Origin of the sequence: Kitasatospora dryopteridis (genome assembly GCF_050749075.1) — a bacterium.
Classification (GTDB): Bacteria; Actinomycetota; Actinomycetes; order Streptomycetales; family Streptomycetaceae; genus Kitasatospora.
The window spans coordinates 2,551,280-2,577,662 of record NZ_CP192749.1 but is presented as its reverse complement, the minus strand read 5'-3'; the positions used below and the strand labels follow the sequence as shown (position 1 = coordinate 2,577,662).

General features: G+C 73.7%; 18 protein-coding genes and 1 pseudogene. 10 read left to right on the top strand and 9 right to left on the bottom strand.

What is annotated here, in order from left to right; translation table 11 throughout:
* The first annotated feature begins 220 nt into the window (after window positions 1-220).
* The 3 genes and pseudogenes from ppdK to ACQ614_RS11710 form a co-directional block, all read left to right on the top strand.
* Window positions 221-2,929: a pyruvate, phosphate dikinase gene (gene ppdK, locus ACQ614_RS11720; RefSeq protein WP_431678434.1), complete on the top strand. Its 2,709-nt coding sequence runs from the start codon at window positions 221-223 to the stop codon at window positions 2,927-2,929.
* A gap of 336 nt (window positions 2,930-3,265) precedes the next feature.
* On the top strand, window positions 3,266-3,805 hold the full coding sequence (locus tag ACQ614_RS11715; RefSeq protein ID WP_431678433.1) for a ribonuclease domain-containing protein: 540 nt from the start codon (window positions 3,266-3,268) through the stop codon (window positions 3,803-3,805).
* An 88-nt stretch (window positions 3,806-3,893) separates the two neighbouring features.
* Window positions 3,894-4,832 (top strand): annotated as a pseudogene (locus ACQ614_RS11710) (ADP-ribosylglycohydrolase family protein); the annotation flags it as partial.
* A gap of 446 nt (window positions 4,833-5,278) precedes the next feature.
* Here the strand turns inward: ACQ614_RS11710 and ACQ614_RS11705 are convergent.
* Window positions 5,279-6,583 (bottom strand): C2 family cysteine protease, encoded by a 1,305-nt coding sequence (locus ACQ614_RS11705; protein ID WP_431678432.1) that lies wholly within the window; start codon window positions 6,581-6,583, stop codon window positions 5,279-5,281.
* Window positions 6,584-6,803: 220 nt separating this feature from the next.
* Here ACQ614_RS11705 and ACQ614_RS11700 point away from each other — a divergent pair, with 220 nt between their 5' ends.
* Entirely contained in the window at window positions 6,804-7,499 is a 696-nt protein-coding gene (locus ACQ614_RS11700) for an MOSC domain-containing protein (protein ID WP_431678430.1), read from the top strand.
* A 79-nt stretch (window positions 7,500-7,578) separates the two neighbouring features.
* Here the strand turns inward: ACQ614_RS11700 and ACQ614_RS11695 are convergent, their stop codons facing one another.
* Complete coding sequence (locus ACQ614_RS11695; RefSeq protein ID WP_363489861.1) at window positions 7,579-8,298, bottom strand: GNAT family N-acetyltransferase; 720 nt, start codon at window positions 8,296-8,298, stop codon at window positions 7,579-7,581.
* Between the two features lie 692 nt (window positions 8,299-8,990).
* On the opposite strand from ACQ614_RS11695, the gene ACQ614_RS11690 reads away from it, so the two are divergent.
* Together ACQ614_RS11690 and ACQ614_RS11685 are read left to right on the top strand one after the other, a co-directional pair.
* Window positions 8,991-9,935, top strand: a complete 945-nt coding sequence (locus tag ACQ614_RS11690) for a PAC2 family protein (RefSeq protein WP_431678429.1) — start codon at window positions 8,991-8,993, stop codon at window positions 9,933-9,935.
* 164 nt (window positions 9,936-10,099) lie between these two features.
* A complete protein-coding gene (locus ACQ614_RS11685; protein ID WP_431678428.1) occupies window positions 10,100-11,083 on the top strand; it encodes an SGNH/GDSL hydrolase family protein in 984 nt (327 codons plus the stop codon).
* Window positions 11,084-11,259: 176 nt separating this feature from the next.
* Here the strand turns inward: ACQ614_RS11685 and nirD are convergent, their stop codons facing one another.
* The 5 genes from nirD to ACQ614_RS11660 all read right to left on the bottom strand — a co-directional run bounded on the left by nirD (window position 11,260) and on the right by ACQ614_RS11660 (window position 19,588).
* Window positions 11,260-11,613, bottom strand: coding sequence for a nitrite reductase small subunit NirD (gene nirD, locus ACQ614_RS11680; RefSeq protein ID WP_431678427.1), 354 nt, complete (start codon window positions 11,611-11,613; stop codon window positions 11,260-11,262).
* Entirely contained in the window at window positions 11,610-14,231 is a 2,622-nt protein-coding gene (gene nirB / locus ACQ614_RS11675) for a nitrite reductase large subunit NirB (RefSeq protein ID WP_431678425.1), read from the bottom strand. Before nirB ends, nirD begins: the two co-directional genes overlap by 4 nt.
* Window positions 14,228-15,517, bottom strand: a complete 1,290-nt coding sequence (locus ACQ614_RS11670) for an NAD(P)/FAD-dependent oxidoreductase (RefSeq protein WP_431678424.1) — start codon at window positions 15,515-15,517, stop codon at window positions 14,228-14,230. The genes nirB and ACQ614_RS11670 overlap by 4 nt, the downstream gene beginning before the upstream one ends.
* A gap of 103 nt (window positions 15,518-15,620) precedes the next feature.
* Entirely contained in the window at window positions 15,621-17,387 is a 1,767-nt protein-coding gene (locus tag ACQ614_RS11665; RefSeq protein ID WP_431678422.1) for an ABC transporter ATP-binding protein, read from the bottom strand.
* Between the two features lie 119 nt (window positions 17,388-17,506).
* Window positions 17,507-19,588, bottom strand: a complete 2,082-nt coding sequence (locus tag ACQ614_RS11660) for a molybdopterin oxidoreductase family protein (RefSeq protein WP_431678421.1) — start codon at window positions 19,586-19,588, stop codon at window positions 17,507-17,509.
* A gap of 203 nt (window positions 19,589-19,791) precedes the next feature.
* Between ACQ614_RS11660 and ACQ614_RS11655 the strand changes: the two genes are divergently transcribed.
* Window positions 19,792-20,601: a sirohydrochlorin chelatase gene (locus ACQ614_RS11655; RefSeq protein WP_431678420.1), complete on the top strand. Its 810-nt coding sequence runs from the start codon at window positions 19,792-19,794 to the stop codon at window positions 20,599-20,601.
* On the opposite strand, the gene ACQ614_RS11650 is transcribed toward ACQ614_RS11655, so the two are convergent.
* Both ACQ614_RS11650 and ACQ614_RS11645 read right to left on the bottom strand, forming a co-directional pair.
* Window positions 20,559-21,956 carry an MFS transporter gene (locus ACQ614_RS11650; protein ID WP_431678419.1) on the bottom strand — a complete coding sequence of 466 codons (1,398 nt, stop codon included), beginning with the start codon at window positions 21,954-21,956 and terminating at the stop codon, window positions 20,559-20,561. The genes ACQ614_RS11655 and ACQ614_RS11650 overlap by 43 nt on opposite strands.
* Window positions 21,953-22,534, bottom strand: a complete 582-nt coding sequence (locus ACQ614_RS11645) for a winged helix-turn-helix domain-containing protein (protein ID WP_431678418.1) — start codon at window positions 22,532-22,534, stop codon at window positions 21,953-21,955. The genes ACQ614_RS11650 and ACQ614_RS11645 overlap by 4 nt, the downstream gene beginning before the upstream one ends.
* A 93-nt stretch (window positions 22,535-22,627) precedes the next feature.
* Here ACQ614_RS11645 and ACQ614_RS11640 point away from each other — a divergent pair, with 93 nt between their 5' ends.
* The 3 genes from ACQ614_RS11640 to dnaG are packed head-to-tail and all read left to right on the top strand — an operon-like array spanning window position 22,628 to window position 26,335.
* Complete coding sequence (locus ACQ614_RS11640) at window positions 22,628-23,044, top strand: hypothetical protein (RefSeq protein WP_431678416.1); 417 nt, start codon at window positions 22,628-22,630, stop codon at window positions 23,042-23,044.
* A 48-nt stretch (window positions 23,045-23,092) separates the two neighbouring features.
* Window positions 23,093-24,373, top strand: a complete 1,281-nt coding sequence (locus tag ACQ614_RS11635) for a deoxyguanosinetriphosphate triphosphohydrolase (RefSeq protein ID WP_431678415.1) — start codon at window positions 23,093-23,095, stop codon at window positions 24,371-24,373.
* Between the two features lie 36 nt (window positions 24,374-24,409).
* Window positions 24,410-26,335 (top strand): DNA primase, encoded by a 1,926-nt coding sequence (gene dnaG / locus ACQ614_RS11630; RefSeq protein WP_431678414.1) that lies wholly within the window; start codon window positions 24,410-24,412, stop codon window positions 26,333-26,335.
* Window positions 26,336-26,383 lie beyond the last annotated feature (48 nt).

Below are 26,383 nucleotides of genomic sequence, written 5' to 3'. Positions count from 1 at the left end.
CGGTTCGTATGATCTTCAGGTTTCGTTGCGTTCACTACTTGAACGGTCGCTAGCGTCAACCGGACGATTTCAGCAACACAGGTGAATGCCTACCCGGGCATTCGATCTGCTGGGTCCTGAGTGGTTCTCAAGCACGTACGGCCTATTGGCGGCACGAAAGCGCCTTTGAAATGGGTATGTTCTCCGGCGTCAGGGCAACCGTGTGCGAGGAGACCGACCCGTGGCGGCGAAGCAGAAGTTTGTTTACTCCTTCACCGAAGGAAACAAGGACCTCAAGGATCTTCTTGGCGGCAAGGGTGCGAACCTGGCCGAGATGACCAACCTGGGTCTCCCCGTCCCTCCGGGGTTCACCATCACGACCGAGGCCTGCAAGGTCTTCCTGGAGACCGGCAGTGAGCCCGCCTCGCTGCACGAGGAGATCAGCAAGCACCTGACCGCCCTCGAGGCCGAGATGGGCAAGACGCTCGGGCAGCACGACAACCCGCTGCTGGTGTCGGTCCGTTCGGGCGCCAAGTTCTCCATGCCCGGCATGATGGACACCGTTCTGAACATCGGTCTGTCCGACGCTTCGGTGGCCGGCCTCGCCGCCCAGTCCGGCAACGAGCGTTTCGCCTGGGACTCCTACCGCCGCCTGGTCCAGATGTTCGGCAAGACCGTGCTGGGCGTGGACGGCGAGCTGTTCGAGGAGGCCCTGGACGAGGCCAAGCACGCCAAGGGCACCGAGAACGACCTCGACCTGACCGCCGAGGACCTCAAGAGCCTGGTCGGGACCTTCAAGGGCATCGTCCAGCGCGAGACCGGCCGGGAGTTCCCGCAGGAGCCGCGCGAGCAGCTCGACCTCGCCATCTACGCCGTCTTCCACTCCTGGAACGGCGACCGCGCCCGGCTGTACCGCCGCCAGGAGCGCATCCCGAACGACCTCGGCACCGCCGTCAACGTGTGCACCATGGTCTTCGGCAACCTCGGCGAGGACTCCGGCACCGGCGTCGCCTTCACCCGTGACCCCTCCACGGGCACCCAGGGCGTCTACGGCGACTACCTGCAGAACGCCCAGGGCGAGGACGTCGTCGCCGGCATCCGCAACACCCTGCCGCTGGCCGACCTCGAGCAGCTCGACAAGAAGTCGTACGACGAGCTGATGACCATCATGCAGACGCTGGAGACGCACTACCGCGATCTCTGCGACATCGAGTTCACCATCGAGCGCGGCAAGCTCTGGATGCTGCAGACCCGCGTCGGCAAGCGCACCGCGGCTGCCGCCTTCCGCATCGCCGTCCAGCTCGTCGACCAGGGCCTGATCGACCTCGACGAGGCGCTCAGCCGGGTCACCGGCGGCCAGCTGGCCCAGCTGATGTTCCCGCGCTTCGCGCCGACCTCCGAGACCAAGCCGGTCGCCTACGGCATCGCGGCCTCGCCGGGCGCCGCGGTCGGCCGGGTGGTCTTCGACTCCTACACCGCCGTCAAGTGGTCCCGTTCCGGCGAGAAGGTCATCCTGGTCCGCCGTGAGACCAACCCGGACGACCTCGAGGGCATGATCGCGGCCGAGGGCATCCTGACCTCGCGCGGCGGCAAGACCTCGCACGCGGCCGTCGTCGCCCGCGGCATGGGCAAGACCTGTGTCTGCGGCGCCGAGGAGCTGGAGGTCGACACCAAGAACCGCAAGTTCACCACCGCCGACGGCCAGGTCGTCCACGAGGGCGACGTCGTCTCCATCGACGGCGCCAACGGCAAGGTGTACCTGGGCGAGGTCCCGGTGCTGCCGTCCCCGGTCGTCGAGTACTTCGAGGGCACCCTGCACGCCGGCGCCGACGTCCAGGGCGGGCTCGTCCAGGCCGTGCACCGGCTGATGGCGCACGCCGACGTCCGCCGCCGGCTCGCCGTCCGGGCCAACGCCGACAACGCCGAGGACGCGAACCGCGCCCGCCGGTACGGCGCCCAGGGCATCGGCCTGTGCCGCACCGAGCACATGTTCCTCGGTGAGGAGCGCCGCAAGGAGGTCGAGCACCTGATCCTCGCGGACAACGACAAGGACCGCGAGCTCGCCCTGTCCTCCCTGCTGCCGCTGCAGAAGGGCGACTTCCTGGAGCTCTTCCAGTCGATGGACGGCCTGCCCGTCACCGTCCGGCTGCTCGACCCGCCGCTGCACGAGTTCCTGCCCGACATCACCGAGCTGTCGGTGCGCGTCGCCCTCGCCGAGGCCCGCAAGGACCCGAACGAGAACGACCTGCGCCTGCTCCAGGCCGTGCACAAGCTGCACGAGCAGAACCCGATGCTCGGCCTGCGCGGCGTCCGCCTCGGCCTGGTCATCCCCGGTCTGTTCGGCATGCAGGTCCGGGCCATCGCGGAGGCCGCGGCCGAGCGCAAGCTGGCCGGCGGCGACCCGCGCCCCGAGGTGATGATCCCGCTGGTCGGCACCGTCCAGGAGCTCGAGCTGGTCCGCGACGAGTGCGAGCGCGTCCTCGCCGAGGTCGCCAAGTCCACCGGCGTGCAGCTCGACATCAAGCTCGGCACCATGATCGAGCTGCCGCGCGCCGCGGTGACCGCCGGTCAGATCGCCGAGGCCGCCGAGTTCTTCTCCTTCGGCACCAACGACCTGACCCAGACCGTGTGGGGCTTCTCCCGCGACGACGTCGAGGCCAGCTTCTTCACCGCGTACCTGGAGAAGGGCATCTTCGGCGTCAGCCCGTTCGAGACCATCGACCGGGACGGCGTGGGCTCGCTGGTCAAGCAGGCCGCCGAGGCCGGCCGGGCGACCCGCCCGGACCTCAAGCTCGGCGTCTGCGGCGAGCACGGCGGCGACCCGGACTCGGTCCACTTCTTCCACGAGGTGGGGCTGGACTACGTATCCTGCTCTCCCTTCCGGATTCCGGTGGCGCGCCTGGAGGCAGGCCGCGCCGCCATCGAGACGGCGGGCAGCGATTCGCGCTGACACGAAGCAGCGCGGTCCCATCGCTGACCGCACCCCTCCACCGGGGAGGGGCGTTCGACGGAGCTCGGCGCAGGAGAGCCGTCGGACGTAGCGAGCCGGGGCGGGAACGGACAATGGCGTCCGTTCCCGCCCCGGCGGCATTTCTGCACCCGGTGGGCACCCGGTCGGAGATGCCCTGCTGCAGCCGGTTCCTGACGGAGCGTCGACCCGACCCGACCGCCCCGGGACGGCCCGGCCCGGCCCCTGCCCGCACATGTGCTCCGTCTGCGGCCGAACGGGTGAGAGCGGTGCGAAGCTCGGCCCGGCGCGCTCCGCCGAGCGGGCAAGCTGTCGGCCATGACCAGCCGAAACCATGTGATCGTCGTCGCCGTCCTGCTGGTGTGCGCGATCGTAGCCGCGGCCGCCTACGCACTCGGCGACCGCAGCGGTTCGACGAGGACTCCCACCACCGGCACGACGCCCGACCGTACGACCGGCCCCGGCACGCAGAACCCAGGCGCGCAGAAGCCCGGCACACAGGACTCCGGCACACAGAAGCCCCGCTCGCAGACGCCGGGTACGGCGAGCCCCGGGTGGGTGCCCAGCGACCCGGCCATCGCCGATGTCTGCCGCAGCAGGCTCCCCGCCCAGGCCGGCAACACCCTCACCCTGATCGCCGCGGGCGGCCCCTACCCGTACCGCTCGGACGGCATCGTCTTCGAGAACCGCGAGGGGCTGCTGCCCCGCCACTCGACCGGCTACTACCACGAGTACACCGTCGTCAGCCCGGGTTCGGACGACCGCGGGACCCGACGGATCGTCACCGGCACCGCCGGCGAGCGCTACTGGACCGCCGACCACTACGCCAGTTTCCGCGAGATCGACGCCCGCTGCTGACCGGGGGCGCAATCCCTCCGGGCCGACCGCCCCGAGGGCCGGAAACCGCCTCGCCGCCCACGGGTCCCGGCTGCCACGATGGACGGCAATGACCGACCGCATTGAGACCACCCCGCCCGCCGGGCCCACGGAAACCACCGAACCAACGACAGCCGCCACCGCCGCCTGCCTCGACGCCCTGCAGGGGCTGTCCGTCGGCGACGCCCTGGGTGCCCAGTTCTTCGTCCCCGCCAACCGCCCGTACCTGGACCGCCGGCAGGCCCCGCCCGGCAGGTGGCCGTGGACGGACGACACCGAGATGGCCTGTGCCGTCCACGCGGCACTCGCCGAGCGGGGCCGCATCGACACCTTCGACCTCACCCACTCCTTCGCCCGCCGCCACGACTTCGACCGCGGGTACGGTCCGGCCGCCAACCGGATGCTCCGGCTGATCCGCGAAGGCGGCGACGCACGGCAGCTGGCGGCCGAACTCTTCGACGGCCAGGGCTCGTACGGCAACGGCGCGGCCATGCGCGTGGCCCCGCTCGGTGCCGCGTACGCCGACGACCCGGCCGCCGCGGTCCGCCCGGCGGCGGACACCGCGCTCGTCACCCACACCCATCCACAGGCGGTGGACGGCGCGATCGCCGTCGCGGTGGCCGCCGCACTCGCGGTACGGGCCAGGGGCGGGCGTCCGGCGCCGGAGGAATTCCTGGCCGAGATCCGCCGGCTCACCCCGCACGGCGCGGTGCGGCGCGGGATCGGCGAGGCCGTCGGGCTGCTCGGCTCGGGCGACCCGCACACCGCCGCGAAGGTGCTGGGGAACGGCAGCAGGGTCAGCGCCGCGGACACCGTGCCGTTCGCACTGTGGGCGGCCGCACGCCACCTTGACGACTACCCGGCCGCGATCTGGGACACCGTCACCGCCGGCGGGGACGTCGACACCACGGCCGCCATCGTCGGCGGAGTGGTCGCCGCGCACACCGGAACCGCCGGCATCCCTGCCGCCTGGCTCGCGGCCCGCGAAGCACTGCCCGCCTGGGCGACCCCCGTCCCCGGCAGCGTCGCAGACCCCCGCGCGGCGCCCCCGGCGGTCGCCCCGCAAGGCTCCGGCCGAGGCTCCCCGGCAGGCCGGCCCGTGCCGGACCCCGGCCCGATCCTGCTGCCCCGGCCGCTCGCGCTGCCCGATCTGCGCTGGACGGACGAGGACTGGCAGCGCATCAGAACGGCCCGCACCGACCGCACCGGCGAACTGCTGACCCACACCGCCGAGGGTGTGCTCCACCTGCACCACCTCGGGTCCGGGTACCGCGTCCTCGACGTCCGGGTGGAGCCGTTGCCGCGGACGGGGTGGCGTCCGGTCTCCGCCGAGGTCGAGGCGCACCCCGTCCGCTGCCCGCACGACCCGGCCGACCTCGTGGCGGCACTTCGCCTGCTCTGACCGCCCCGGCCTCCGGTCGAAAGGGGAGAGGCACAAGGCGGACGGCCGGCGGCTCACCAGGTGTCGACGGCGTTCATCCTCCGCAGGCAGTGCGGGATCTCCTGGAGGGTCAGCCAGCACTCCCACATCCGCCGGTCGGCGCCGTCGCCCCAGGGGTTGCCGAGGCAGATCCGGCCGCCGGCCACGTCGACGTCCTTGATGAAGTAGGCGTGGCTGGCGGCCAGCCGTCCGCCGTGTATCCGCTCGGTGTCGTCCCCGCGTCCGTGGGTGCTGGCGGTGAGTGCCTGCCCGCGGGCGCGGCGGTCGGCGAGCTCGTGGCAGAGCCACGGGTTGCCGAGGTCGATCTCGCCCTCGCGCGAGGGCCGGCCGGTGAGCAGGCTCAGCGCGTCGCTCGGGTGGCCGCCGTCGGCGATGGCCGGGTAGCCGCCGAAGAACCGGGCGGCGGCCTTCTCGTAGTAGCCGGGCCAGGTCTCCGCGTACCGGGCGTCGTCGCTGTGGCCCTTGGCTCCCCACAGCAGGCCGTGGCCGTACGGCAGGTCGGGCACCATGGTGATGTCGATCGGCCGGCCCTGGTCGTAGAGGGTGCAGGTGACGGTGCCGTTGGCCTCCTGGCGGAGGTGGCGTGGCGCGTGCTGCGGATTGACCTGCACGACGGCCTGCACGCTGGTCAGCAGCCAGCAGGTGCCGAACCGGCCCTGGTCCATGTCCTGCCAGCTCATCGCCTCGGTCGAGCCGGAGACCCGCTGCCACTTCTCGGTGAAGTAGCCGCCGTCCACCTGCGCGAACGGTCCCTGCGGCAGCACCCACCCGTGGTCGGCGCAGTCGCAGCCGGCGTCGTAGTCGGGCTGGCTGCAGGGCATGGCGGTGCCGATCAGCATGGCCGAGTACGGGCTGACCGAGCGCAGCAGCCAGCCGAACAGCTCCTGCTGGCGGCGCCAGTCGTACGCGGAGCGGCCTTCGGCGTCCTTGACGTGGGTGAGCGCGTCCCAGCGGTCCAGGCCCTGTTGGCCGAAGCGGCGGACGACCAGGTCGAGTTCGGCCGGCGGCAGCGGCATCAGCAGGTTGCCGACGTGGTCGAGCAGGGCGCGGGCGCCGTACCGCTGCTCGTCGCCGAAGAGCAGGTCCCAGGCCTGGCGGCCGACGGCGTCGGCGCGGTGCGGGTCCGCCGGCGGGCCGGGCGGCTGCCAGGGCAGTTCGACGAGCGGACGGCCGCCCTGGACGTACTGGACGGACCGCCGGCCGACGGTGTCCCGCAGCCGGTTGGCGGCGTCGACCGTGCCGAGGATCGCCCGGCCGCCCGGGATGAAGGGCGCGGCCGCTCCCGCGACCTGGCGCCAGTTGTTGCGGTGGTAGCCCATCCGGTCCCCCTCGTCCGTTCCACCCGACCCACGAGGGTAGGCGTTCGGCCGGAGGGGGTGGGCACCGGGACCGGACTGACGGTCAGTGAACATCCGGCGAGCAGCGCGGGGTGGTGCCCCGTCAGCGGATCGACACGAGGCGGGGGACAGGTGCGGGACCGGCACGGGGTCGGCGTGAAATTCGGCTGCGCCCCTCGGCGGGCCCGCCTACGCTGCGCGCATGCCCCTACTTCTCTCCGTGAACCTTGCCCGACCGCGACCCAACCCCGCGAAGCCCGGCGTCGCGGAGACGGGGATCGACAAGCGCCCCGTCGACCACCCGGTGGAGCTGCGGGCGCCGGGCCCCAAGCACACCGGGCTGCACAGCGGCCTGGTCGGCGATGCGATCTTCGACACCCGCAACCACGGCGGCGACGACCAGGCCGTGTACGCCTACGCCCGGGAGGTGCTGGACCGGTGGGCGGCGGAGCTCGGCCGCGAGCTGCCCGACGGCAGCTTCGGCGAGAACCTGACCACCACCGGCCTCGACGTGGACGGCGCGCTGATCGGCGAGCGCTGGCGGATCGGCGACGAGGTGCTGCTGGAGGTGTCCGTGCCGCGCATCCCGTGCTCGACCTTCGCCCACTGGCTGGACGAGCGGCGCTGGGTGCGGCGGTTCACCGAGGCGGCGCTGCCCGGTACCTACCTGCGGATCGTCGAGCCGGGCCGGATCAGGGCCGGCGACCCGATCACGGTCGAGCACCGGCCGCAGCACGGCCTGACGGTGGAGCGCTGCTTCCGCGCGCTGACCGGCGACGCCTCGCTCCTGCCGCAGCTGGTCGACGTCGCCGAGCTGCCGGAGGACGTACGCGAGACGGCCCGCCGCCGCACCGACCGCCCGCCCTACGCACCCCCGCCGGAGGACAGCGAGGCCTGAGCACCACCCCGGGCACCCGGCATCGGGCACACGGCGTCCGGCCCGGAGTGCAGCGGGGCGCCCGGGCCGGGTCGTGCCGTCAGGCGGGGATCAGCGGGCCGCCGTGTCTAAGGCACTCCTGGTTGAGAGCCGGGTCCGGGGCGCTCGGCGAGGTCGCGGCGGCGATCCGCAGCTCGATGATGTCGCGGACGGCCGGCCACTCCTCGTCGAGGATCGAGTAGAAGGCGGTCGAGCGGACCACCCCGTCGAGCCCGCGCGAGTGGGCGCGGCGGACGCCCTCGCAGGTGGCCCCGAGCCGCTCGATGGCGGCCCGCGAGCGCAGGTTGCGGGCGTCGGCGCGCAGCGAGATCCGCTGCACCCGCCACTCCTCGAAGGCGTACCGCAGCATCAGCAGCTTCGCCTCGGTGTTGATGCCGGTGCCCTGTGCGCGCGGGGCCAGCCAGGTGTTGCCGATCTCGGCGGCGTCCGGCACCGCCTCGCGCGGATCGCCGAACGGCACGCCGGGAACCGGCGGCCACACCAGCGGGCCCTGCCAGTAGTCGAGCTCCAGGAACCGGGTCGAGCCGACCACCCGGTTGTCCGCGGTGCTCACGGTCGCGAACGGCAGCGACCGGCCCGCGGCCTGGTCTGCGAGGGCACGCCCGATGTACTCGCGGGCCGCTTCCAGGCCGTGCGGGACAGGCGTGAAGGCGTAGGTCGTACGGTCTTCTGCACCTGCCTCGGCCAGTGCCTCCGCGTGGTGCTCTGCGAGAGGCTCCAGCCGCACGGTGCGGCCGATGAGGGTGACGGGTACGGGCACGGAATCCTTCGGTCCTTCGGCGATCGGAGGGACCCTCGTTCCGGGATCACGGCGTCGAGGGCGGGGTCTTTCGCCCCGCTCCGGGGTCTCCGTCGCCCGGTCGGCGCACGCCGGTGCAGGACCGGTCGGGCGGCGGAGGCGACGGCCCGGAGGCGGGCAGCGCGGTGCCGGAACGGGAACGGGTCGACGACCCGGTCCGGCGGGATGGGCGAGGGGACAGTGTGCGTCCGCGAGATGGCCGAGAGAGAGACGAGATCACGAAGGGAAACAGGCGGCCAGGTGAAGGCAAGGTGCGCGAGGGATGACTGGCCGCGCACCTGTTCGGGGCATGGCCGGCGCCGTGACGAACGGCGTGGCGACGACGCGACAGTGCGAGGCAGCGAGAGGACGATACCCGCAAGAAGGCGGTGCGTCACTTCGCGGCACGCGATCGGGGGCGTGCGCGTGTCGACGGCACGCCGCGGCGGCCGCCGGACGGGCCCCGAAAGGCCGTCCGGACACCTCCCACCAGGGGCTTTCGCGGTGGGTGAGGATATTCTGCAAGAGGGGTGGAGACATGCGGCAGCTGCGGGAATTCCAGCGCCCCCGGGCACGCTGGAGTGATCGGAAGGGCGTCCCGGGGGCGCCCGCAGGGCCGCCGGCATGGGCCGGCCCCGGTAGGACGAACGAGACGGAACGGGGTTGGGTGCGCCGTGCGTGATCCCAAGAAGCTGTACGAGCTGGAGCCGGCGGGCGTCGCGGCGGTCGCCGCCGCGCAGGAGGCCGCCGCCTCGGCCGACAGCGGGTTGGTGCTGCTGTACCACTTCGAGGGCTTCATGGACGCGGGCGAGGCCGGCACCCAGGTGGTGTCGCACCTGCTGGAGCACGGCGGCCCGCAGGTCGTCGCGCGCTTCGACCACGACCGCCTGGTCGACTACCGCGCCCGCCGCCCCGCGATGGTCTTCGACCGGGAGCGCTGGACGGACTACGACCCGCCGGAGATCCTCCTCCAGCTGGTGCACGACTCCGTCGGCGCGCCCTTCCTGGTGCTCTCCGGCCCCGAGCCGGACACCGAGTGGGAGCTGTTCGCCGTCGCCGTGCGCGGCCTGATCGAGCGCTTCGACGTTCGCCTCTCGGTGGACTTCCACGGCATCCCGATGGGCGTCCCGCACACCCGCCCGGTCGGTCTGACGCCGCACGGCACCCGGCTCGACCTCGCACCCGGCTACCCGCGCTGGTTCGACCAGGCCCAGGTGCCGGGCAGCGCCCAGGCCCTGCTGGAGTTCCGCCTCGCCGAGGCCGGCCACGACGTGCTCGGCTTCGCGGTCCACGTGCCGCACTACATCGCGCGCTCCGCCTACCCGGCCGCCGCCGTCCTGATCCTGGAGGCCGTCCAGTCGGCCACCGGCCTGGTGCTGCCCGGCACCGAGCTGAAGCTGCGGGTGGACGAGGTGCACGCCGAGATCGAGGAGCAGCTGGAGCAGGGCGACGGCGAACTGCGCTCCGCCATCCGAGGCATGGAGGGCCAGTACGACGCGGTGGCCGGCGCGGAGGGCAGGGAGAGCCTGCTCGCCCAGACCACCGACCTGCCCTCGGCCGACGAGCTGGGCCGGCGCTTCGAGGAGTTCCTCGCCGAGCACGAGCGCGACACCGACTGATCCGGCCCCGGGAGTCCGTGGCGCCGACCGACCCGGCCCCGGGGGGCGAGGCCGACCGGGGGCGCCGCGGGCCCGGCGCGACACGGCGCGGTCACCCGGGAGTGGGGAGCTTCCGGGCAGGTCCCGTACGTTGGGACGACCAGGAACGGACTCGGGGGGATTGCATGGGACTCAGGCGCGGCGGCACCGGGCTCGCCCTGGCCGCGCTGCTGCTGGCGGCCGGCTGCAGCGGGGGAGCGGCCGACGGCCCCGGGCAGCAGTCCGCCGGGCCGGCCGGCCCCACCTCGTCCGCAGCCCCCACGCCCTCGGCGCCCGCCGGGCCGTACGTGGCCCTCGGAGACTCGTACACCTCCGGCCTGAAGGTGCCGCCGCAGGGCGGCACTCCGGCCGGCTGCTACCGCTCGGGGGCGAACTACCCGTCCCTGGTGGCCGCGGGCCTCGGCCTGGCCGGCGACGCCTTCCGGGACGTCAGCTGCAGCTCCGCACGGGCCGGCGAGCTGGCCCGCCCCCAGCACACACCCGACGGCACCAACCCGCCCCAGCTGGACGCCCTCTCCCCGGCCACCCGGCTGGTCACCGTCGGGATCGGCGGCAACGATGCCGGCTTCATGGAGGTCGTCACGCACTGTGCCAGGGAGAGCCTGCTGCACACGCTGTCCTCCCCGGGCCCCGGGGATGCGGCGGTCACGGCCTCCGCCTGCCGTGCCTCCTACGCCGCGACCGGCGGCGGCCCGGACGAGGTGGAGCGGCGGGTGGCGGCGGCGGGCGAGAAGGTGGCTGCCGTCCTCGCGGAGATCCGTCGCCGGTCGCCCTCGGCGCGGCTGTACGTGGTCGGCTATCCGGCGCTGCTCCCGTCCGACCCGGCGCGCTGCCGGGCGGCCCTCGGCGAGGGCATCGCCCTGCCCGACATCGCCTTCCTCACGGAGAAGATGGACCAGTTGAACGAGATGCTGCGGGCCCGGGCCGCCGCGGCAGGGGCGGTCTTCGTGGACACCGCCGCGGTGTCCGCGGGCCACGACATGTGCGCGGGGGAGTCGCAGCGCTGGGTCGAGCCGGTCGCCGCCGCGTCGGGTGCGGCCCCGCTGCACCCCAACGCCCGCGGTGAGCGCGGTATGGCGGAGGCGGTGCTGTCGGCCGTCCGCCGCTGAACACCGGCCCGCCACCGCCGGGGCGGGCGGCAGAGCCGCCCGAACCGGGCAGCAGGAAGCCCCTGAACAGAGCACCGGCCGTCCGCGGGTCAGGGCAGGGACTGCGGACGGCCGGGCCGATCAGGGGCGGTGGTGGGGCGCTGCGGACAGGCCCCGGGGTTCAGGCGCTCAAGGGCTCAGATCTCGCCGAGGCGGGCGGTGTGCACCGGGATGCGCACCGTCTCGTCGTCGAGGCACTCGCCGGTCGCCAGGTCGAAGCGCTGCTTCAGGAGCGGCGAGGCGACGTACACCCGGCCGTCGGCGGTGGAGCCGACCAGGCCGCGGGAGAGCACGTACGCCCCGGTGAACGGGTCGCGGTTGGCCACCGCGTAGAGGCGGTCGGCGTGGTCGCGGAAGACGGCGGCCTGGGTGCCGTCCGGCAGCAGGACGGCGACGCCGCGGCCGGGGACGAGCAGCTCCCAGTCGCAGACGGTGGTCCAGGACCGGCCGGTCAGCAGCTCGACGCGGGTGGTGGTGGCGACGGTGGTCATCGGGTCTCCAGAAGCGCGTTGTCGGGGTCGAGGGCGGCGAGCAGCTCCTCCTCGGTGGCGAGGAGCACCAGGTCGGGCTTGATCTGGTCGCGCTCCGGGGTGAACCGGATGCTCGGGTCCGGGACGCCGGGGGCGTTGACGAAGGAGACGAAACGCCGCATCCGGTCCGGGTCGGCGAGGGTGGCGGCCCACTCGTCCTGGTAGTCGGCGACGTGGTTGGCCATCAGGGCCTCCAGGTCGGCGCAGATGCCCAGCGAGTCGTTCACCACCACGTCGCGGACGTGGTCGAGACCGCCCTCGATGCGCTCCAGCCAGGTGGAGGTGCGCTCCAGCCGGTCGGCGGTGCGGATGTAGAACATCAGGAACCGGTCGATCAGCCTGATCAGCTGCTCGTCGTCGAGGTCCTGGGCGAGCAGGTCCGCGTGGCGCGGGGTGGCGCCGCCGTTGCCGCCGACGTACAGGTTCCAGCCGTTGGAGGTGGCGATGATGCCGAAGTCCTTGCCGCGGGCTTCGGCGCACTCGCGGGCGCAGCCGGAGACGGCCGACTTGAGCTTGTGCGGGCTGCGCAGGCCGCGGTAGCGGAGCTCCAGCTGGATCGCCATGCCGACGGAGTCCTGGACGCCGTAGCGGCACCAGGTCGAGCCGACGCAGGACTTCACGGTGCGCAGCGACTTGCCGTAGGCGTGGCCGGACTCGAAGCCGGCCTCGACCAGGCGGGACCAGATCTGCGGGAGCTGGTCGACGCTGGCGCCGAAGAGGTCGATCCGCTGACCGCCGGTGATCTTGGTGTAGAGGCCGAAGTCGCGGGCGACCTCGCCGATCACGATCAGCTTGTCCGGGGTGATCTCGCCGCCTGGGATGCGCGGCACGACCGAGTAGGAGCCGTTCTTCTGCAGGTTGGCCAGGAAGTGGTCGTTGGTGTCCTGCAGGGCGGCCTGCTCGCCGTCGAGGATGTGGCCGGAGGCCTCCAGCTCGGGGGCGAGCGAGGCGATGATCGAGCCGACGGTCGGCTTGCAGATCTCGCAGCCCTCGGCACCCTCGGGGGCGCGGCCGTGCTCGGCGAGCAGCTGCCGGTGGGTGGCGATCCGCTTGACCCGGACGATCTCGTACAGCTCGGCGCGGGTGTGCGCGAAGCAGGGGCACAGGCCCTTGTCGACCTCGACGCCGGAGGCCTCCAGCTCGTCGGTGACGATGGTGGAGAGCAGCTTGATGCAGGAGCCGCAGCCGGTGCCGGCCTTGGTGCACTTCTTGATCTCGGGCACGGTGGTGCAGGAGTGCTCGGTGACGGCCGAGCGGACCTGGCCCTTGGTGACGTTGTGGCAGTTGCAGACCACCGCGTCGTCCGGCAGGGCGGAGGAGCCGAGCGAGACGGGGGCGCCGGCGCCGGCCGGGAGGACCAGCGACTCGGCGGGGACGGGCAGCGGGTTGCCGGTTCCGGCCAGCGGCCGGAGCGAGGAGTACGCCTCGGCGTCGCCGACCAGGATGCCGCCGAGCAGGGCGCCGTCGGCGGTGACGACGAGCTTCTTGTAGATGCCGGAGCGGGAGTCGGAGTAGACGACGTCCAGGGAGCCCTCGGTGGTGCCGAAGGCGTCGCCGAAGCTGGCCACGTCGACGCCGAGGAGCTTCAGCTTGGTGGAGAGGTCGGCGCCGGTGAAGGGCTTGCAGGCCTCGTCGGCGAGCTGCTGGGCGACGGCCTGCGCCATCTCGTAGCCGGGGGCGACCAGGCCGTAGACCCGGCCGTCGACGGCGAGCGCGCACTCGCCGATGGCGAAGACGTTCTCGTCGGAGGTCCTGCAGAGCTCGTCGACCGCGATGCCGCCGCGCTCGCCGACGGTGAGGCCGCAGTCGCGGGCCAGCTGGTCGCGGGGGCGGACGCCGGCCGAGAAGATCACCAGGTCGGTCTCCAGGTCGGAGCCGTCGGTGAAGGTCATGCCGCGGGCCTTGCCGTCCTCGACCAGGATGGTCTTGGTGCCGACACCGGTGTGCACGACGACGCCCATCTCCTCGATGGTGCGGCGCAGCGCCTCGCCGCCGCCCTCGTCCACCTGGACGGGCATCAGGCGGGGCGCGAACTCGACCACGTGGGTCTCCAGGCCGAGGCCCTTGAGCGCGCCGGCCGCCTCCAGGCCGAGCAGGCCGCCGCCGACCACCGCGCCGACGTTCGCGGTCGCCGCGTACGCCTCGATGGCCTCCAGGTCCTCGATGGTGCGGTAGACGAAGCAGCCCTCGGCGTCCTTGCCCTCGACCGGCGGCACGAACGGGTAGGAGCCGGTGGCCAGCACCAGGGTGTCGTAGCCGATCGTGTGGCCGGCCGCGGTGGTGACGGTCTTCGCCGCCCGGTCGATCGAGGCGACGGGGGAGGAGAGGTGCACCTCGAAGCCGTGCTTGTCGGTGAAGCCCTCCTCGGCGAGCAGCAGGTCGTCGGCGGACTTGCCGGAGAAGTACGAGGTCAGGGCGACGCGGTCGTAGGCGTGCCGGGGCTCCTCGGCGAGGACGACGACCCGGTAGCGGGCGGCGGCGCCGGTGTCGGCCAGGGCTTCCAGGAAGCGGTGGCCGACCATGCCGTACCCGACCAGGACGACGGTCGGCTTGGTGGTGCTGATCGGGCTGGTGGTCATCGGGCGGGCCCTCCGGTGGTCGTGCTCTGGGTGGTGAGCAGGTGCAGCGGGTGTGCTGACAGGGCCTCGTCGCCCTCCCAGGTGCCGGCGAGGTCGCCGACGGTGTCGAGGTCGCCGAGCAGGACGCCGCCGACCAGGCGGTCGCCCCCCTGCTCGTCGCGGCGGACGATGACCTTGCGGTAGGTGCCGCGGCTGGCGTCGGCGAGCCGGACGACCCGGTCGTCCGGGCCGGCGGGCGCGGTCTCGCCGAAGGCCGCGAGGTCCAGCGGGGCGGAGTCCGGGCCGGTCAGGGTGAGCCGGGTGAGCAGCCGGCTGCCCCGGTACGGGGCGTCCTGGCCGGCCAGGAGGCGGGCGAGGTGGTCGGCCTGCGAGAGGGCGGGACCGGCCAGTCCGTAGACGGTGCCGCGGTGTTCGGCGCAGTCGCCGAGGGCGTGGATCGCCGGGTCCGAGGTGCGAAGGCGGTCGTCGACGACGATGCCGCGGCGGACTTCGAGCCCGGCGGCGGCGGCGAGGCCGGCGCGCGGCCGCACCCCGGTGGCGATGACCAGCAGTTCGGCGTCCAGCCGGAAGCCGTCGGCGAGTTCGACGCCGGTGATCCGGCGGTCCTCGGTGAGCGCCGAGCGGACGCGGCACTCGGTGTGCACCTCGACGCCGAGTTCGGCGAGGTGGGCGCGGAGCAGTTCGGCGGCCTCCTCGTCGAGGTGGCGCTCCATCAGGTGCTCGCCCTGGTGGGCCAGCACCACCTGGACGCCGCGGGCGGCGAGCGCCCGGGCGGCGCTCACCCCGAGCAGTCCGCCGCCGACGACCACGGCCTGCCGGACGCCCGGCAGGTAGCCGTCGATCAGCTCGCAGTCGGCCATGGTGCGGAAGGCGAACACCCCGGTGGGGAGCTCGTGCCGTTCCCGGCCGGTCAGAGCGTCGTCGAACAGGCCGCGCAGCGGCGGCAGCACCGGGTTGGAGCCGGTGGCGAGGACCAGGTGGTCGTACCCGACGGCGGCGCCGTCGTCGCACTGCACCAGGCGGTGCTCGCGGTCGATCCGGACGGCCCGGGCCTGGCGGCGCTCCACCTGCGGAGGGAGCGCCGCCAGGGCCGCGATGTCCGGGGCGTAGCGGCCGGCCAGCACGTCGGCGAGCAGCACCCGGTTGTACGGCGCGTACTCCTCCTCGGCGAGCAGCGTCACCCGGCCTGCGCCGTGGGCGGTGAGCTGCTGGGCGAGCCGGTGGCCGGCCATGCCGCCGCCGATCACCACGATCCGCGGCTCCGCCGTGCTGTCCGTTGCTGTCATGCCCTCGAGCATGCTTCCCGGAAGTTACCCGGCCGGGGCCGCTCTGTTTCACGAGCGGAAAGTCGACCTCAGCGGCGCGCGGGCCCGGCTGTGAGCCCCCGGATCAGGCGAGCTGGGCGGCCTGCAGACCGGCGTACGCCCCGCCGCCGCGCAGGAGTTCGGCGTGCGAGCCGATCTCGGCGATCCTGCCGCGGTGCATCACCACGATCCGGTCGGCGTTCCTGATCGTGGAGAGCCGGTGCGCCACCACGAACACGGTGCGGCCCTCGACCAGCCGGGCGAGCGCCTGCTGCACCAGCGCCTCGGAGCGGGAATCCAGGGCGGAGGTCGCCTCGTCGAGGATCAGCACCCGCGGGTCGCGGATCAGCGCGCGGGCGATGGCCAGGCGCTGCTTCTGGCCGCCGGACAGCCGGGCGCCGCGCTCGCCGACCACGGTGTCCAGGCCCTGCGGCAGCCGGTCGATGAACTCCAGCGCGTTGGCGTCCCGCAGCGCGTCCCGCACCGTCTCCTCGGGCACCTCCTTCATGCCGTAGGTGACGTTCTCCCGGATGCTGCCCTCGAACAGGATCGACTCCTGCGGCACCACCGACAGGAACTTTCGGTAGCTGCGCAGGTCCAGCTGCTCCATGTCGGTGCCGTCCAGCAGGATGCTGCCCTCGCTGGGCCGCAGGAAGCCGATCAGCAGGTTCAGCACGGTGGACTTGCCCGCACCGGAGCCGCCGACCAGGGCGATCGTCTCGCCCGGCCGCACGGTCAGGTCGAAGCCGCTCACCGAGGGCTCCTCGCCGCCCGGGTAGGTGTGCCCGACGCCGCGGAACTCGATCCGGCCGGCGACCTGCGCGACCTCTGCCTTGCCGGAGTTCTCCTCCAGGTCGGGGGCCTGCAGCACCTCGCCGGCCGAGCGGACGGACTCCAGCCCCTTGCCGAGCTGCGGGGTGAGGGTGAGCAGGGTGGTGACCGAGCCGGTCAGGCTGGAGAAGTACGCGCTGAGCATCACCACCGCGCCCGGGGTGACGTCCAGCCAGCCGTAGTAGGCGACCAGCGCGGAGCCGGCCAGGCAGCCCACCCCGATGGCGTTGAGCAGGATCCAGGCGAGCGAGCCGAAGCGGCCGTTGAGCAGGTCCAGGCGCAGCCCGGCGTCCAGCACCCGGCCGAGGGTGCGGTCCACCCGGCGCAGCGCGGTGCGCTCCAGGCCGTGCGCCCGGGTGATCGGGATCAGCGTGGTCATCTCGCCGATCCGGGAGGAGAGCTGCTCGACCTCCTGCCGGAAGGACTCGTTCTGGCTGCGCAGCCGCTCCCGGAGCCGGACGACCAGCAGCGCCGCGGCCGGCACGATCACCAGGAAGACCGGCAGGAAGGCCGGGGTCTGCACCCCGATGACGACCAGGCCGCCGGCGAGGGTGGCGATCGCGGCGAGCCCGTTGTCGGCGGTCTGCTGGGAGGCGTTCTCGATGCCCTCGACGTCGCGGATCACCTTGGCCTGCAGCACGCCGGCGCTGACCCGCGAGTGGTAGCCGATGGACAGCTGCTGCATCCGGTGGCACAGCGCGGAGCGCAGCCGGGTGCCCATCCGCCGGATCGAGCCGTGCATCCAGTGCACGTACAGCAGGTGCAGCGGCAGGTTGAGCAGCAGGATCACCAGCAGCACCGCGGAGTTCCACCACAGCACGGACACCGGCCGGTGCCGGACGACCACGTCCACGATGTTCGCGGTGATCAGCGGCAGCAGCCAGACCGGCGCGTGCTTGGCGAAGAACACGGCGACCGCGAGAGCGACGCGCCCCCGGTCGGGCCGGAAGAGGTAGAGGAGGGTGCGGACGGGGTGCTCGCCGCGGTAGCGGTGGCTGAGCGGTCCCTGGGGCAGCGCCATGGACGGTTCCTGGGGGAGGAGTTCGGTGCGGGGGATCGCACCATCCTGTCAGCGCCCGCCGCGCCGCGGGGTGGCCGGAACCGGACACCGCCGGCCCCGCCCCCATGTGCCGGTCGGTCCTACTCCGCCGCCGCCAGCGGCTCCACCCGCACCGCGCACGCCTTGAACTCCGGCATCCGGGAGACCGGGTCGAGCGCCGGGTTGGTGTGCAGGTTGGCGTTGGCCTCGCCCGGCCAGTGGAACGGCATGAAGACGGTGTCCGGCCGGATCGCGGTGGTGAGCCGGGCGGGGGTGACGGTCCGTCCGCGCCGGCTCACCACGGCGACCTGCTCGCCGTCGCGCACCCCGAGCCTCTCCGCGAGCCTCGGGTGCAGTTCGACGAACGCGCCGGGGGCGGCCGCGTTCAGCTCGGCCACCCGGCGGGTCTGCGCACCGGACTGGTACTGCGCCAGCACCCGGCCGGTGGTCAGGCGCACCGGGTACTCCTCGTCCGGCTCCTCACCCGCCGGCCGGTGGTGCACCGCGGTGAACCTGGCCCGCCCGTCCGGGGTGGCGAACCGGTCGAGGAACAGCCGCGGCGTCCCCGGGTGCCCGGACGACGGGCACGGCCAGAACACCCCGTCCTCGGCGGCGATCCGCTCGTAGCTGATCCCCGCGTAGTCGGCGGCGCCGCCGGCCGAGGCCCGGCGCAGCTCGTCGAAGGCCTTCTCCGGATCGGTCGGGAAACCCTCCCCGTGGCCGAGCCGCCCGGCGAGCGCGTGCATCACCTCCAGGTCGCTGCGCACCCCCTCCGGTGCGTCCACGGCCTTGCGGCGCAGGATGACCCGCCCCTCCAGGTTGGTCATGGTGCCGGTCTCCTCGGCCCACTGGGTGACCGGCAGCACCACGTCCGCCAGCGCCGCCGTCTCGGAGAGCACCACGTCGCTGACGGCCAGGAAGTCCAGCGACCGCAGCCGCTCCGCCACGTGCGAGGAACGCGGCGCCGACACCACCGGGTTGGAACCCATCAGCAGCAGCGCCTTCACGTCCGTGCCGAGCGAGTCCAGCAGCTCGTACGCGCTGCGCCCGGGGCCCGGCAGCGAGTCCGGGTCGACGCCCCAGACCGCGGCGACGTGCGCGCGGGCCGCCGGGTCGTCCAGCTTGCGGTAGCCGGGCAGCTGGTCGGCCTTCTGGCCGTGCTCGCGGCCGCCCTGGCCGTTGCCCTGCCCGGTGAGGCAGCCGTACCCGGCGTGCAGCCGGCCGGCGTTGCCGGTGGCCAGGCACAGGTTGATCCAGGCGCTGACGGTGTCGGTGCCCTTCGCCTGCTGCTCGGGGCCGCGCGCGGTGAGCACCATGCCGGTCGGCGCGTCGCAGAACAGCTGCACCGCCTCGCGCAGCTGCGGCAGCGGCACCCCGGTCACCGACTCGACGTGCTCGGGCCAGTGCGCCATCGCGGCCGCGCGGGTCTCCGCCCAGCCGGTCGTCCGCTCGGCGATGAACGCCTCGTCGGTGCGGCCCTGGGAGACCACCAGGTGCAGCATGCCGAGGGCCAGCGCCAGGTCGGTGCCGGGCCGCGGGGCCAGGTGCAGGTCGGCGAGGTCCGCGGTGCGGGTGCGCCGCGGGTCGACGACGATCAGCTTCCCGCCGTTCTCCTGCAGCTCGCGCAGGTAGCGGACGAACGGCGGCATGGTCTCCGCCGGGTTGCCGCCGACCAGGATCACGCAGCCGGCCCGCGGTATGTCCTCGACCGGGAAGGGCAGCCCGCGGTCCAGGCCGAAGGCCCGGATACCGCCGGCCGCGGCCGAGGACATGCAGAACCGGCCGTTGTAGTCGATGGCGGAGGTGCCGAGCACCACCCGGGCGAACTTGCCCAGCAGGTACGCCTTCTCGTTGGTCAGCCCGCCGCCGCCGAACACCCCGACGGCGTCCCTGCCGTGCGTCTCGGCGGTGTCGGCGAGCGCCCCGGCGATCCGGTCCAGGGCCTCCTCCCAGGAGGCCGGGCGGAGCTCCCCGTCCGCGCGCACCAGCGGTGTGGTGAGCCGGGCCCCGGGGGCGAGCACCGCGGCGGCGTTCGCGCCCTTGCCGCAGAGTGCGCCCCGGTTGACCGGGAACGCGGGCCGCTCCACCACGGAGACCGGCACGGGCCCGTCGGTGCGGCGCAGCCCCATTCCGCACTGCAGCGCGCAGTACGGGCAGTGGGTGTCGGTGGCGGCATCGTTCATGTCCGCCACTGTGCTACGGCGCTGTTTCACGGCGGCGGCCCGCAGGTTACGGCCCCCGCACACCGCCCTCACCGGCCGCCCGACCCGCTGTGAGGCCGCACGGGCGGCCCCTCACCAGCACCGTCCGCGACTGTGAGGCCCGGGAAACCAGTCGTGACCACCGGGCAACGGCGGGGAAACAGCCGTGGGTGACGCTGGACGGCATGACGCCGCCCCCCACCCTCGCCGCCGCCCCCACGCCGCAGGCCACCGCAGAGCAGGCCGCGCCGCCGCGCGCCGCCGCCGTGCGGGTCCTGCACGCGCCCCGCCGCCCGGCCCTGGTGCTGGTCGCGCACGGCTCCCGCGACCTTGCCGCCGGCGCGGAGATCGCCCGCCTGCTGGACCGGCTGCGTGCCGCCAGACCCGAACTCGACGTCCGCCTCGCCCACCTCGGCCTGAACGCACCCCTCCTGCCCGAGGTGCTGGACGGGCTGAGCGGCCAGGCCGTCCTGGTGCCGCTGCTGCTCAGCCGTGGGTACCACGCCAAGGTCGACATCCCGGCTTCGCTCGCCGCCGCGCCGCAGGTCAGCGGCGTGATCGCGGCCCCGCTCGGCCCGCACCCGCTGCTGGCGGAGGCACTGGCCGCCCGGCTGGCCGAGGCCGGCTGGCGTTGTGGTGCCGACGGCCGGGACGCGGTCGTCCTGGCCGCCTCCGGCTCGCGCGACGCCGAGGCCGCCCTGGACACCGAGGAGCAGGCCCGGCTGCTGGCACTGCGGCTCGGCGTCCCGGTGCGCCCGGGGTACGTTGCCGCAGGCGGCCCGAGCGTCGCGGAGGCCGTCGCCGGCTTCCACGCGGACGGCCTGCGGGTGGCCGTGGCCGGCTACTTCACGGCCCCCGGCGACTTCGCCCGCCTCGCCGCAGCGGCCGGCGGCGACCTCGCATCCGAGGCCCTCGGCGCCCACGACGCCGTGGTCCGCCTCGTCCTCGAGCGCTACCGCTCCTGCGTCCCGGCCCTGCTCCCCGCCGCAGCCTGACCCCGGGCCGGGCCCGACGCCGAGGGGTCTGCCTCCCGCAGTTCCTCCGCCTCGCGCAGTTCCCCGAGCCCCTGAGCGGTGACCCCGCAGTCCGGGTGCGGCACTGCAGCCTTCGGTCCGGTCGGCAGGTCGCGGCAGCGCCGTACCGGGGAGAACCAGAGGATCAGCCCCGCCAGCGGCACCCCCGCCGTCATCAGCCACATCGCCGGCCGCAGGCCGAGTTCGGTGCCGAGGAGCCCGGCGAGCACCGCACCGACGGGAATCGCCCCGAAGTTGAGCACCGCACTGCTGGCACTGAGCCGCCCGAGCAGCTCCGGCGGGCAGTACCGCTGCTGGAACGTCGACTTGACGACGTTTCCGGCGACCACCCCGGCGGACACCGCGAACGCGCCGATCAGGTAGTACGCCAGCCCCGCACCCGGCGAGGTGAGCGGTACGAGCAGGGTGAGCAGCGGCAGGCCGATCTCGAACACCAGCATGGCCCGGGCGGTGCCGATCGCGGCGGCCACCCGCCGGGCGACGGCCGCGCCGGCGATCCCGCCCACCGAGCCGACCGCCACCAGGCTGCCGACCGCGCCGGGCGGCAGGTGCACCTCGCGGACGAGGAAGACCACCAGGATCGACTGGAAGCCGGTGAGGGCGAGGTTGCCGGCGGCGCCCCACAGCGTCAGGGTCCGGAACCAGACGTCGCCGAAGACCAGCCCGAGTCCGTCGCGGACCTCGCGCAGGAGCGAGCGCTCGCGGGCCGGCGGGAGGATCTCCCGGTGCCGGATCCGCGCGGTGCACCACAGCGAGAACACGAAGGTGGCGGCGTTGGCGACCAGACCGCCGACCGGTCCGGCGAGTTGGGAGATCAGGCCGCCGGAGCCGAGTCCGGCGATGCCGGCGGCGGAGGCGCTGCCGTGCAGTTTGGCGTTGCCCTCGGCCTGGTCCGCCGGGTCGAGCAGACCGGGCAGGTAGGCGGTGTACGCGGTCTGGAAGAAGACGCCGGCGGTGCCGGTGCCGACCGCGACGGCGAGTAACTGGGCGAGGGTGAGCACGCCGGCCGCGGCGGCCGCCGGCACGGTGAGCAGCAGGGCCAGCGAGGCGGCGGAGGAGGCCAGCATGACCGGCCGGCGCCGCATCCGGTCCACCCAGACGCCGACCGGGAGGCCGAGGACCAGCCAGGGCAGCCAGCCGGCGGCGCCGAGCAGCGCGACCTGGAAGGTGGTGGCGTGCAGGGCGGTGACGGCGATCAGCGGCATCGCGAGTCCGGTGACGGCGGAGCCGAAGCGGTTGGCGGTCTCGCCGCCCCACAGCAGGCGGAAGTCGCGGTGGCGGCGGAGCAGTCCGCCGCGGCGGTCGTCGGCGCTCATTCGGCACCGCCCTCGGCCCGCGGGAGGGCCTGGATCTGCACGACGACGGGCCGGGCCAGCGGGTCGGGTTCGGCGTCGGGGTCGGGGGTGTGCCGGGCCACCACCTCGGTCAGCTCCTCGTGCAGGGCGCGGAGCTGGGCGGGGGTGAGCCGCAGGTTGTTCCAGTCGGTGATGGAGCCGGCGCCGCGCCATTCGCCGGTCCATTCGGCGGCGAGGGAGTCGGTGACCCGCCGGAACTGCGCCCGCAGCATCTCGTCGAGGTAGAGGGCGGCGGCGTCGCGGGCCTCGGGGTCGTCGGCGAAGTCGGTGGTGCTGAGCACGTTCCGGCTGCGGACGCGCCGCCACCAGCGTTCGCGGCGGGTGCCGCGGTCGGCGTCCTCCTCGATGAAGCCGTGCTCGGCGAGCAGCCGCAGGTGCCAGCTGATGGTGCCGGTGCTCTCGCCGAGGCGCTCGGAGAGCCGGGCGGAGGTGGCGGGGCCGTCGGCGGCGAGGGCGTCGAGGATGCGGACGCGCAACGGGTGGGCGAGGGCGCGGAGGCTGCGGGCGTCGATCCGCCGCGAGGGGTCGGGTGCGGTCATGGCTCCACGGTACATTGCAGAGGAGTCTCTGCAAAGACTTCTCTGCAACATTGGACGGTGCGTCATCCGCCACCGCCGTGCGAGAGTTGGCCCATGGCCGACCCCGCAGGCACCGCCCCCGCAGGCACCGCCCCCGCAGGCACCGAACCCGTCCGCCGCGCCGACCCCGTCCGGCTGCCCGACGCGCTGCGCTTCCTCACCGAACTCGTGGCCTGGATCGCCGCCCCCTGGGCGCTCGCCGGCGTCTCGCCCTGGCTCGCCGCCGCCGCCCTCCTGCTGCTGATCGGCCTGCCGACCGTCCTCGCCACCCCCGGCGACAAGAAGCAGGTGATCGTCGCCGTCCCCGGGTACGTCACCGTCGGCCTCGTCCTGCTCCAACTCGCCGCCGCGGTCGCCGGAGCCTGGGCGGCCTGGCCCGCGTGGGCGGCCGTCCCCGTCACCGTCCTCGCCGCCGCCTGCCTGGTCACCGAGCAGCCCCGGTGGCGCCGTCTGCTGGCCGCCAGGCCGTAGCGCGGCGCATCCCTGGATGTCGGTCAGCGGGCGTACCGTGGCGGGTATATGGACGACACCACGCCGTACGACCCCAACGCCGAGGCCCGCTGGGTGCCCGAGCCGGACAAGCGCCCCGGCCGCACCTCCTTCCAGCGCGACCGCGCCCGGGTGCTCCACTCGGCCGCGCTGCGCCGACTCGCCGGCACCACCCAGGTGGTCGCCCCGCTGCAGAGCGACTTCCCGCGGACGAGACTGACCCACTCCCTGGAATGCGCCCAGGTCGGCCGCGAACTCGGTGCCGCCCTCGGCTGCGACCCGGACCTGGTGGAGACCGGCTGCCTCGCCCACGACATCGGCCACCCGCCGTTCGGCCACACCGGCGAGGAGGCGCTCGACCAGGCCGCCCGCGACTGCGGGGGCTTCGAGGGCAACGCCCAGTCGCTGCGCATCCTCACCCGCCTCGAACCCAAGCGCTTCGCCCCGGCGGACGAGGCCCCCGTCCGGCTCGCCCCCTGGCCCGGCCGCAGCGTCGGCCTCAACCTCACCCGCGCCGCGCTGGACGCCGCCACCAAGTACCCGTGGGCCCGCGGCGAGCACCCCACCGACCCGTCCTCCACCAAGTACGGCGTCTACGGCGACGATCTTCCGGTCTTCCGCTGGCTGCGGGCCGGCGCACCGGACGGCCGCAAGTGCTTCGAGGCCACCGTCATGGACTGGTCCGACGACGTCGCCTACTCCACCCACGACGTCGAGGACGGCCTCCAGGCCGGCCACATCGACCCGGCCGCGCTGCGCTCCGCCGAGGAGCGCACCGAGCTGTTCAAGATCGCCGAGCGGTACGCCCCCGACGCCGCCCCCGCCGAACTCGCCGAAGCCCTCGACCGGCTGCAGTCCCAGGAGTGGTGGCCGCGCAGCTACGACGGCAGCGCCCGCGCCCGGGCAAGCCTGAAGGACCTCACCAGCCAGCTCATCGGCCGCTTCTGCCTGGCCGCCGAGCAGGCCACCCGGGCCCGCTACGGCCCCGGCCGACTCACCCGCTACGCCGCCGAACTGGTCGTCCCGCGCCCCGTCCGCCTGGAGTGCGCGGTGCTCAAGGCCGTCGCCGTCCGCTACGTCATGCAGCGCGACGAGCAGGCCCAGCTCCGCTCCCGGCAGCGGATCGTCATCGCCGAGCTCGCCGACGCGCTCACCCGCAACGCCCCGCACGGCCTCGACCCGGTCTTCGCCGCCGTCCACGAGGAGGCCGAGGACGACCGGGCCGCGCTGCGCGCCGTGATCGACCAGATCGCCACCCTCACCGACGCCTCCGCCCTCGCCCTGCACGCCCGGCTCGTCGGGCCCCGCTGACCCCTCCGTTCCCGCCCGGTCGCCTACACTTCACGGGTGGCCGGGCGGATCAGGGACGAGGACGTGCAGGCGGTGCGCAGCGCACTGCCGATCGACGCCGTGGTCGGCGACTACGTGCAGCTCGTCAACGGTGGCGGTGCGCAGCTGAAGGGCGTCTGCCCGTTCCACGACGAGAAGTCCGCCTCCTTCTACGTCCACCCGGGCAAGGGCGTCTTCAACTGCTTCGGCTGCGGCGAGGCCGGCGACACCATCTCCTTCCTGATGAAGATCGAGCACTGCTCGTTCGCCGAGGCCGTCGAGCGGATGGCCGCCCAGGCCGGCATCACCCTGCGCTACGAGGAGGGCGGCTACTCGCCGCGCCACCAGCAGGGCGAGCGGACCCGCCTGGTCGAGGCCCACAAGGCCGCCGCCGCCTGGTACGAGGAGCAGCTCGCCTCCCCGGAGGCCGAGATCGGCCGCCGCTTCCTCGCCGAGCGCGGCTTCGACGAGACCGCCGCCAAGCGCTTCGGCGTCGGCTACGCCCCGGCCGGCTGGGAGCACCTCGTCCGGTACCTTCGCGGCAAGGGCTTCAGCGACAAGGAGATCCTGCTCGGCGGCCTGGCCTCCAAGGGCCAGCGCGGCGGCCTGATCGACCGCTTCCGCGGCCGCCTGATCTGGCCGATCCGGGACACCGCCGGCGAGGTCATCGGCTTCGGCGCCCGCCGTCTGCGCGAGGACGACAACGGTCCCAAGTACCTCAACACCCCCGAGACGCCGCTCTACAAGAAGTCCCAGGTGCTGTACGGCATCGACCTGGCCCGCAAGGAGATCGCCAAGTCCGGTCGGGCGGTGGTCGTCGAGGGCTACACCGACGTGATGGCCTGCCACCTCGCAGGCGTGGAGACCGCGGTGGCCACCTGCGGCACCTCCTTCGGCGAGGAGCACATCAAGGTCATCCGCCGCTTCCTGATGGACACCTCCCACACCGCCAACGGTCTGGGGCGGGGCGAGACCGTCTTCACCTTCGACGGCGACGCAGCCGGCCAGAAGGCCGCGCTGCGCGCCTTCGAGGACGACCAGAAGTTCGCCGCCCGCACCTCGATCGCCATCACCCCCGGCGGCATGGACCCGTGCGAACTGCGCCTCGCCAAGGGCGACGACGCCGTCCGCGAGCTGGTCGAGAACCCCGTCCCGCTCTTCGAGTTCGCCCTGCGGCAGGCCGTCGCCCGGCACCGGGTGGACACCGCCGAGGGCCGGGCCGCCGCCCTGGAGGAGGCCTCCCGGATCATCATCCGGATCAAGGACCGCTCCATCCAGCACGAGTACGCCGTCCAGCTCGCTGGCATGCTCGGCATCCTCGACGAGCAGTTCGTCGTCCGCCGGATCGGCCAGCTCGCCCGCTGGCAGCGCGAGAACCAGCAGAACGGCCAGACCCGCCCGGGTGCCCGCCGAGCCGAGGCCGCACCGCAGCCCGTCCGCCCGGCTGCGCCCGCGTACCGGCTGAACCCGCGCGACCCGGCCCAGTTCGTCGAGCGTGAACTGCTCAAACTCGCTCTCCAGCACCCCGAGTTGGTCAGCCCGGCGTTCGACCAGTACGGCGAGGACGAGTTCCCCACCCCGCCGTACCAGGCGGTGCGACGGGCGATCGGCCAGGCCGGCGGCGCGGCGTACGGCGTCGCCCTGCCGGACTTCACCGGATCCGTCCGCGAGGTCTGCCCGGACGACGAAGTGCGGCGCCTGGTGTTGGAGCTGACGGTCGAGCCGATCCGCTCGCGGCGCAAGGCCGACGAGATCTACGCCGGCGAGTTCCTGGTGAAGCTCCGCCTGCAGGCCGTGGACCGCCGCGTCACCGAGGTCCGCGCCCACCTCCAGCGCCTCGGCAACCGCGCCTCCGCCGAGGAACTCAACGCGGTGCAGAGCGAGTTGTACGCCCTCCAGCAGTACGGCCACCAACTCCGCTCCCGCGGCACCGCGGCACTCTAGGGCTGCCGCCACGACAGCCGCGCCCTTTGGGTGGGCCCGACGGCCACC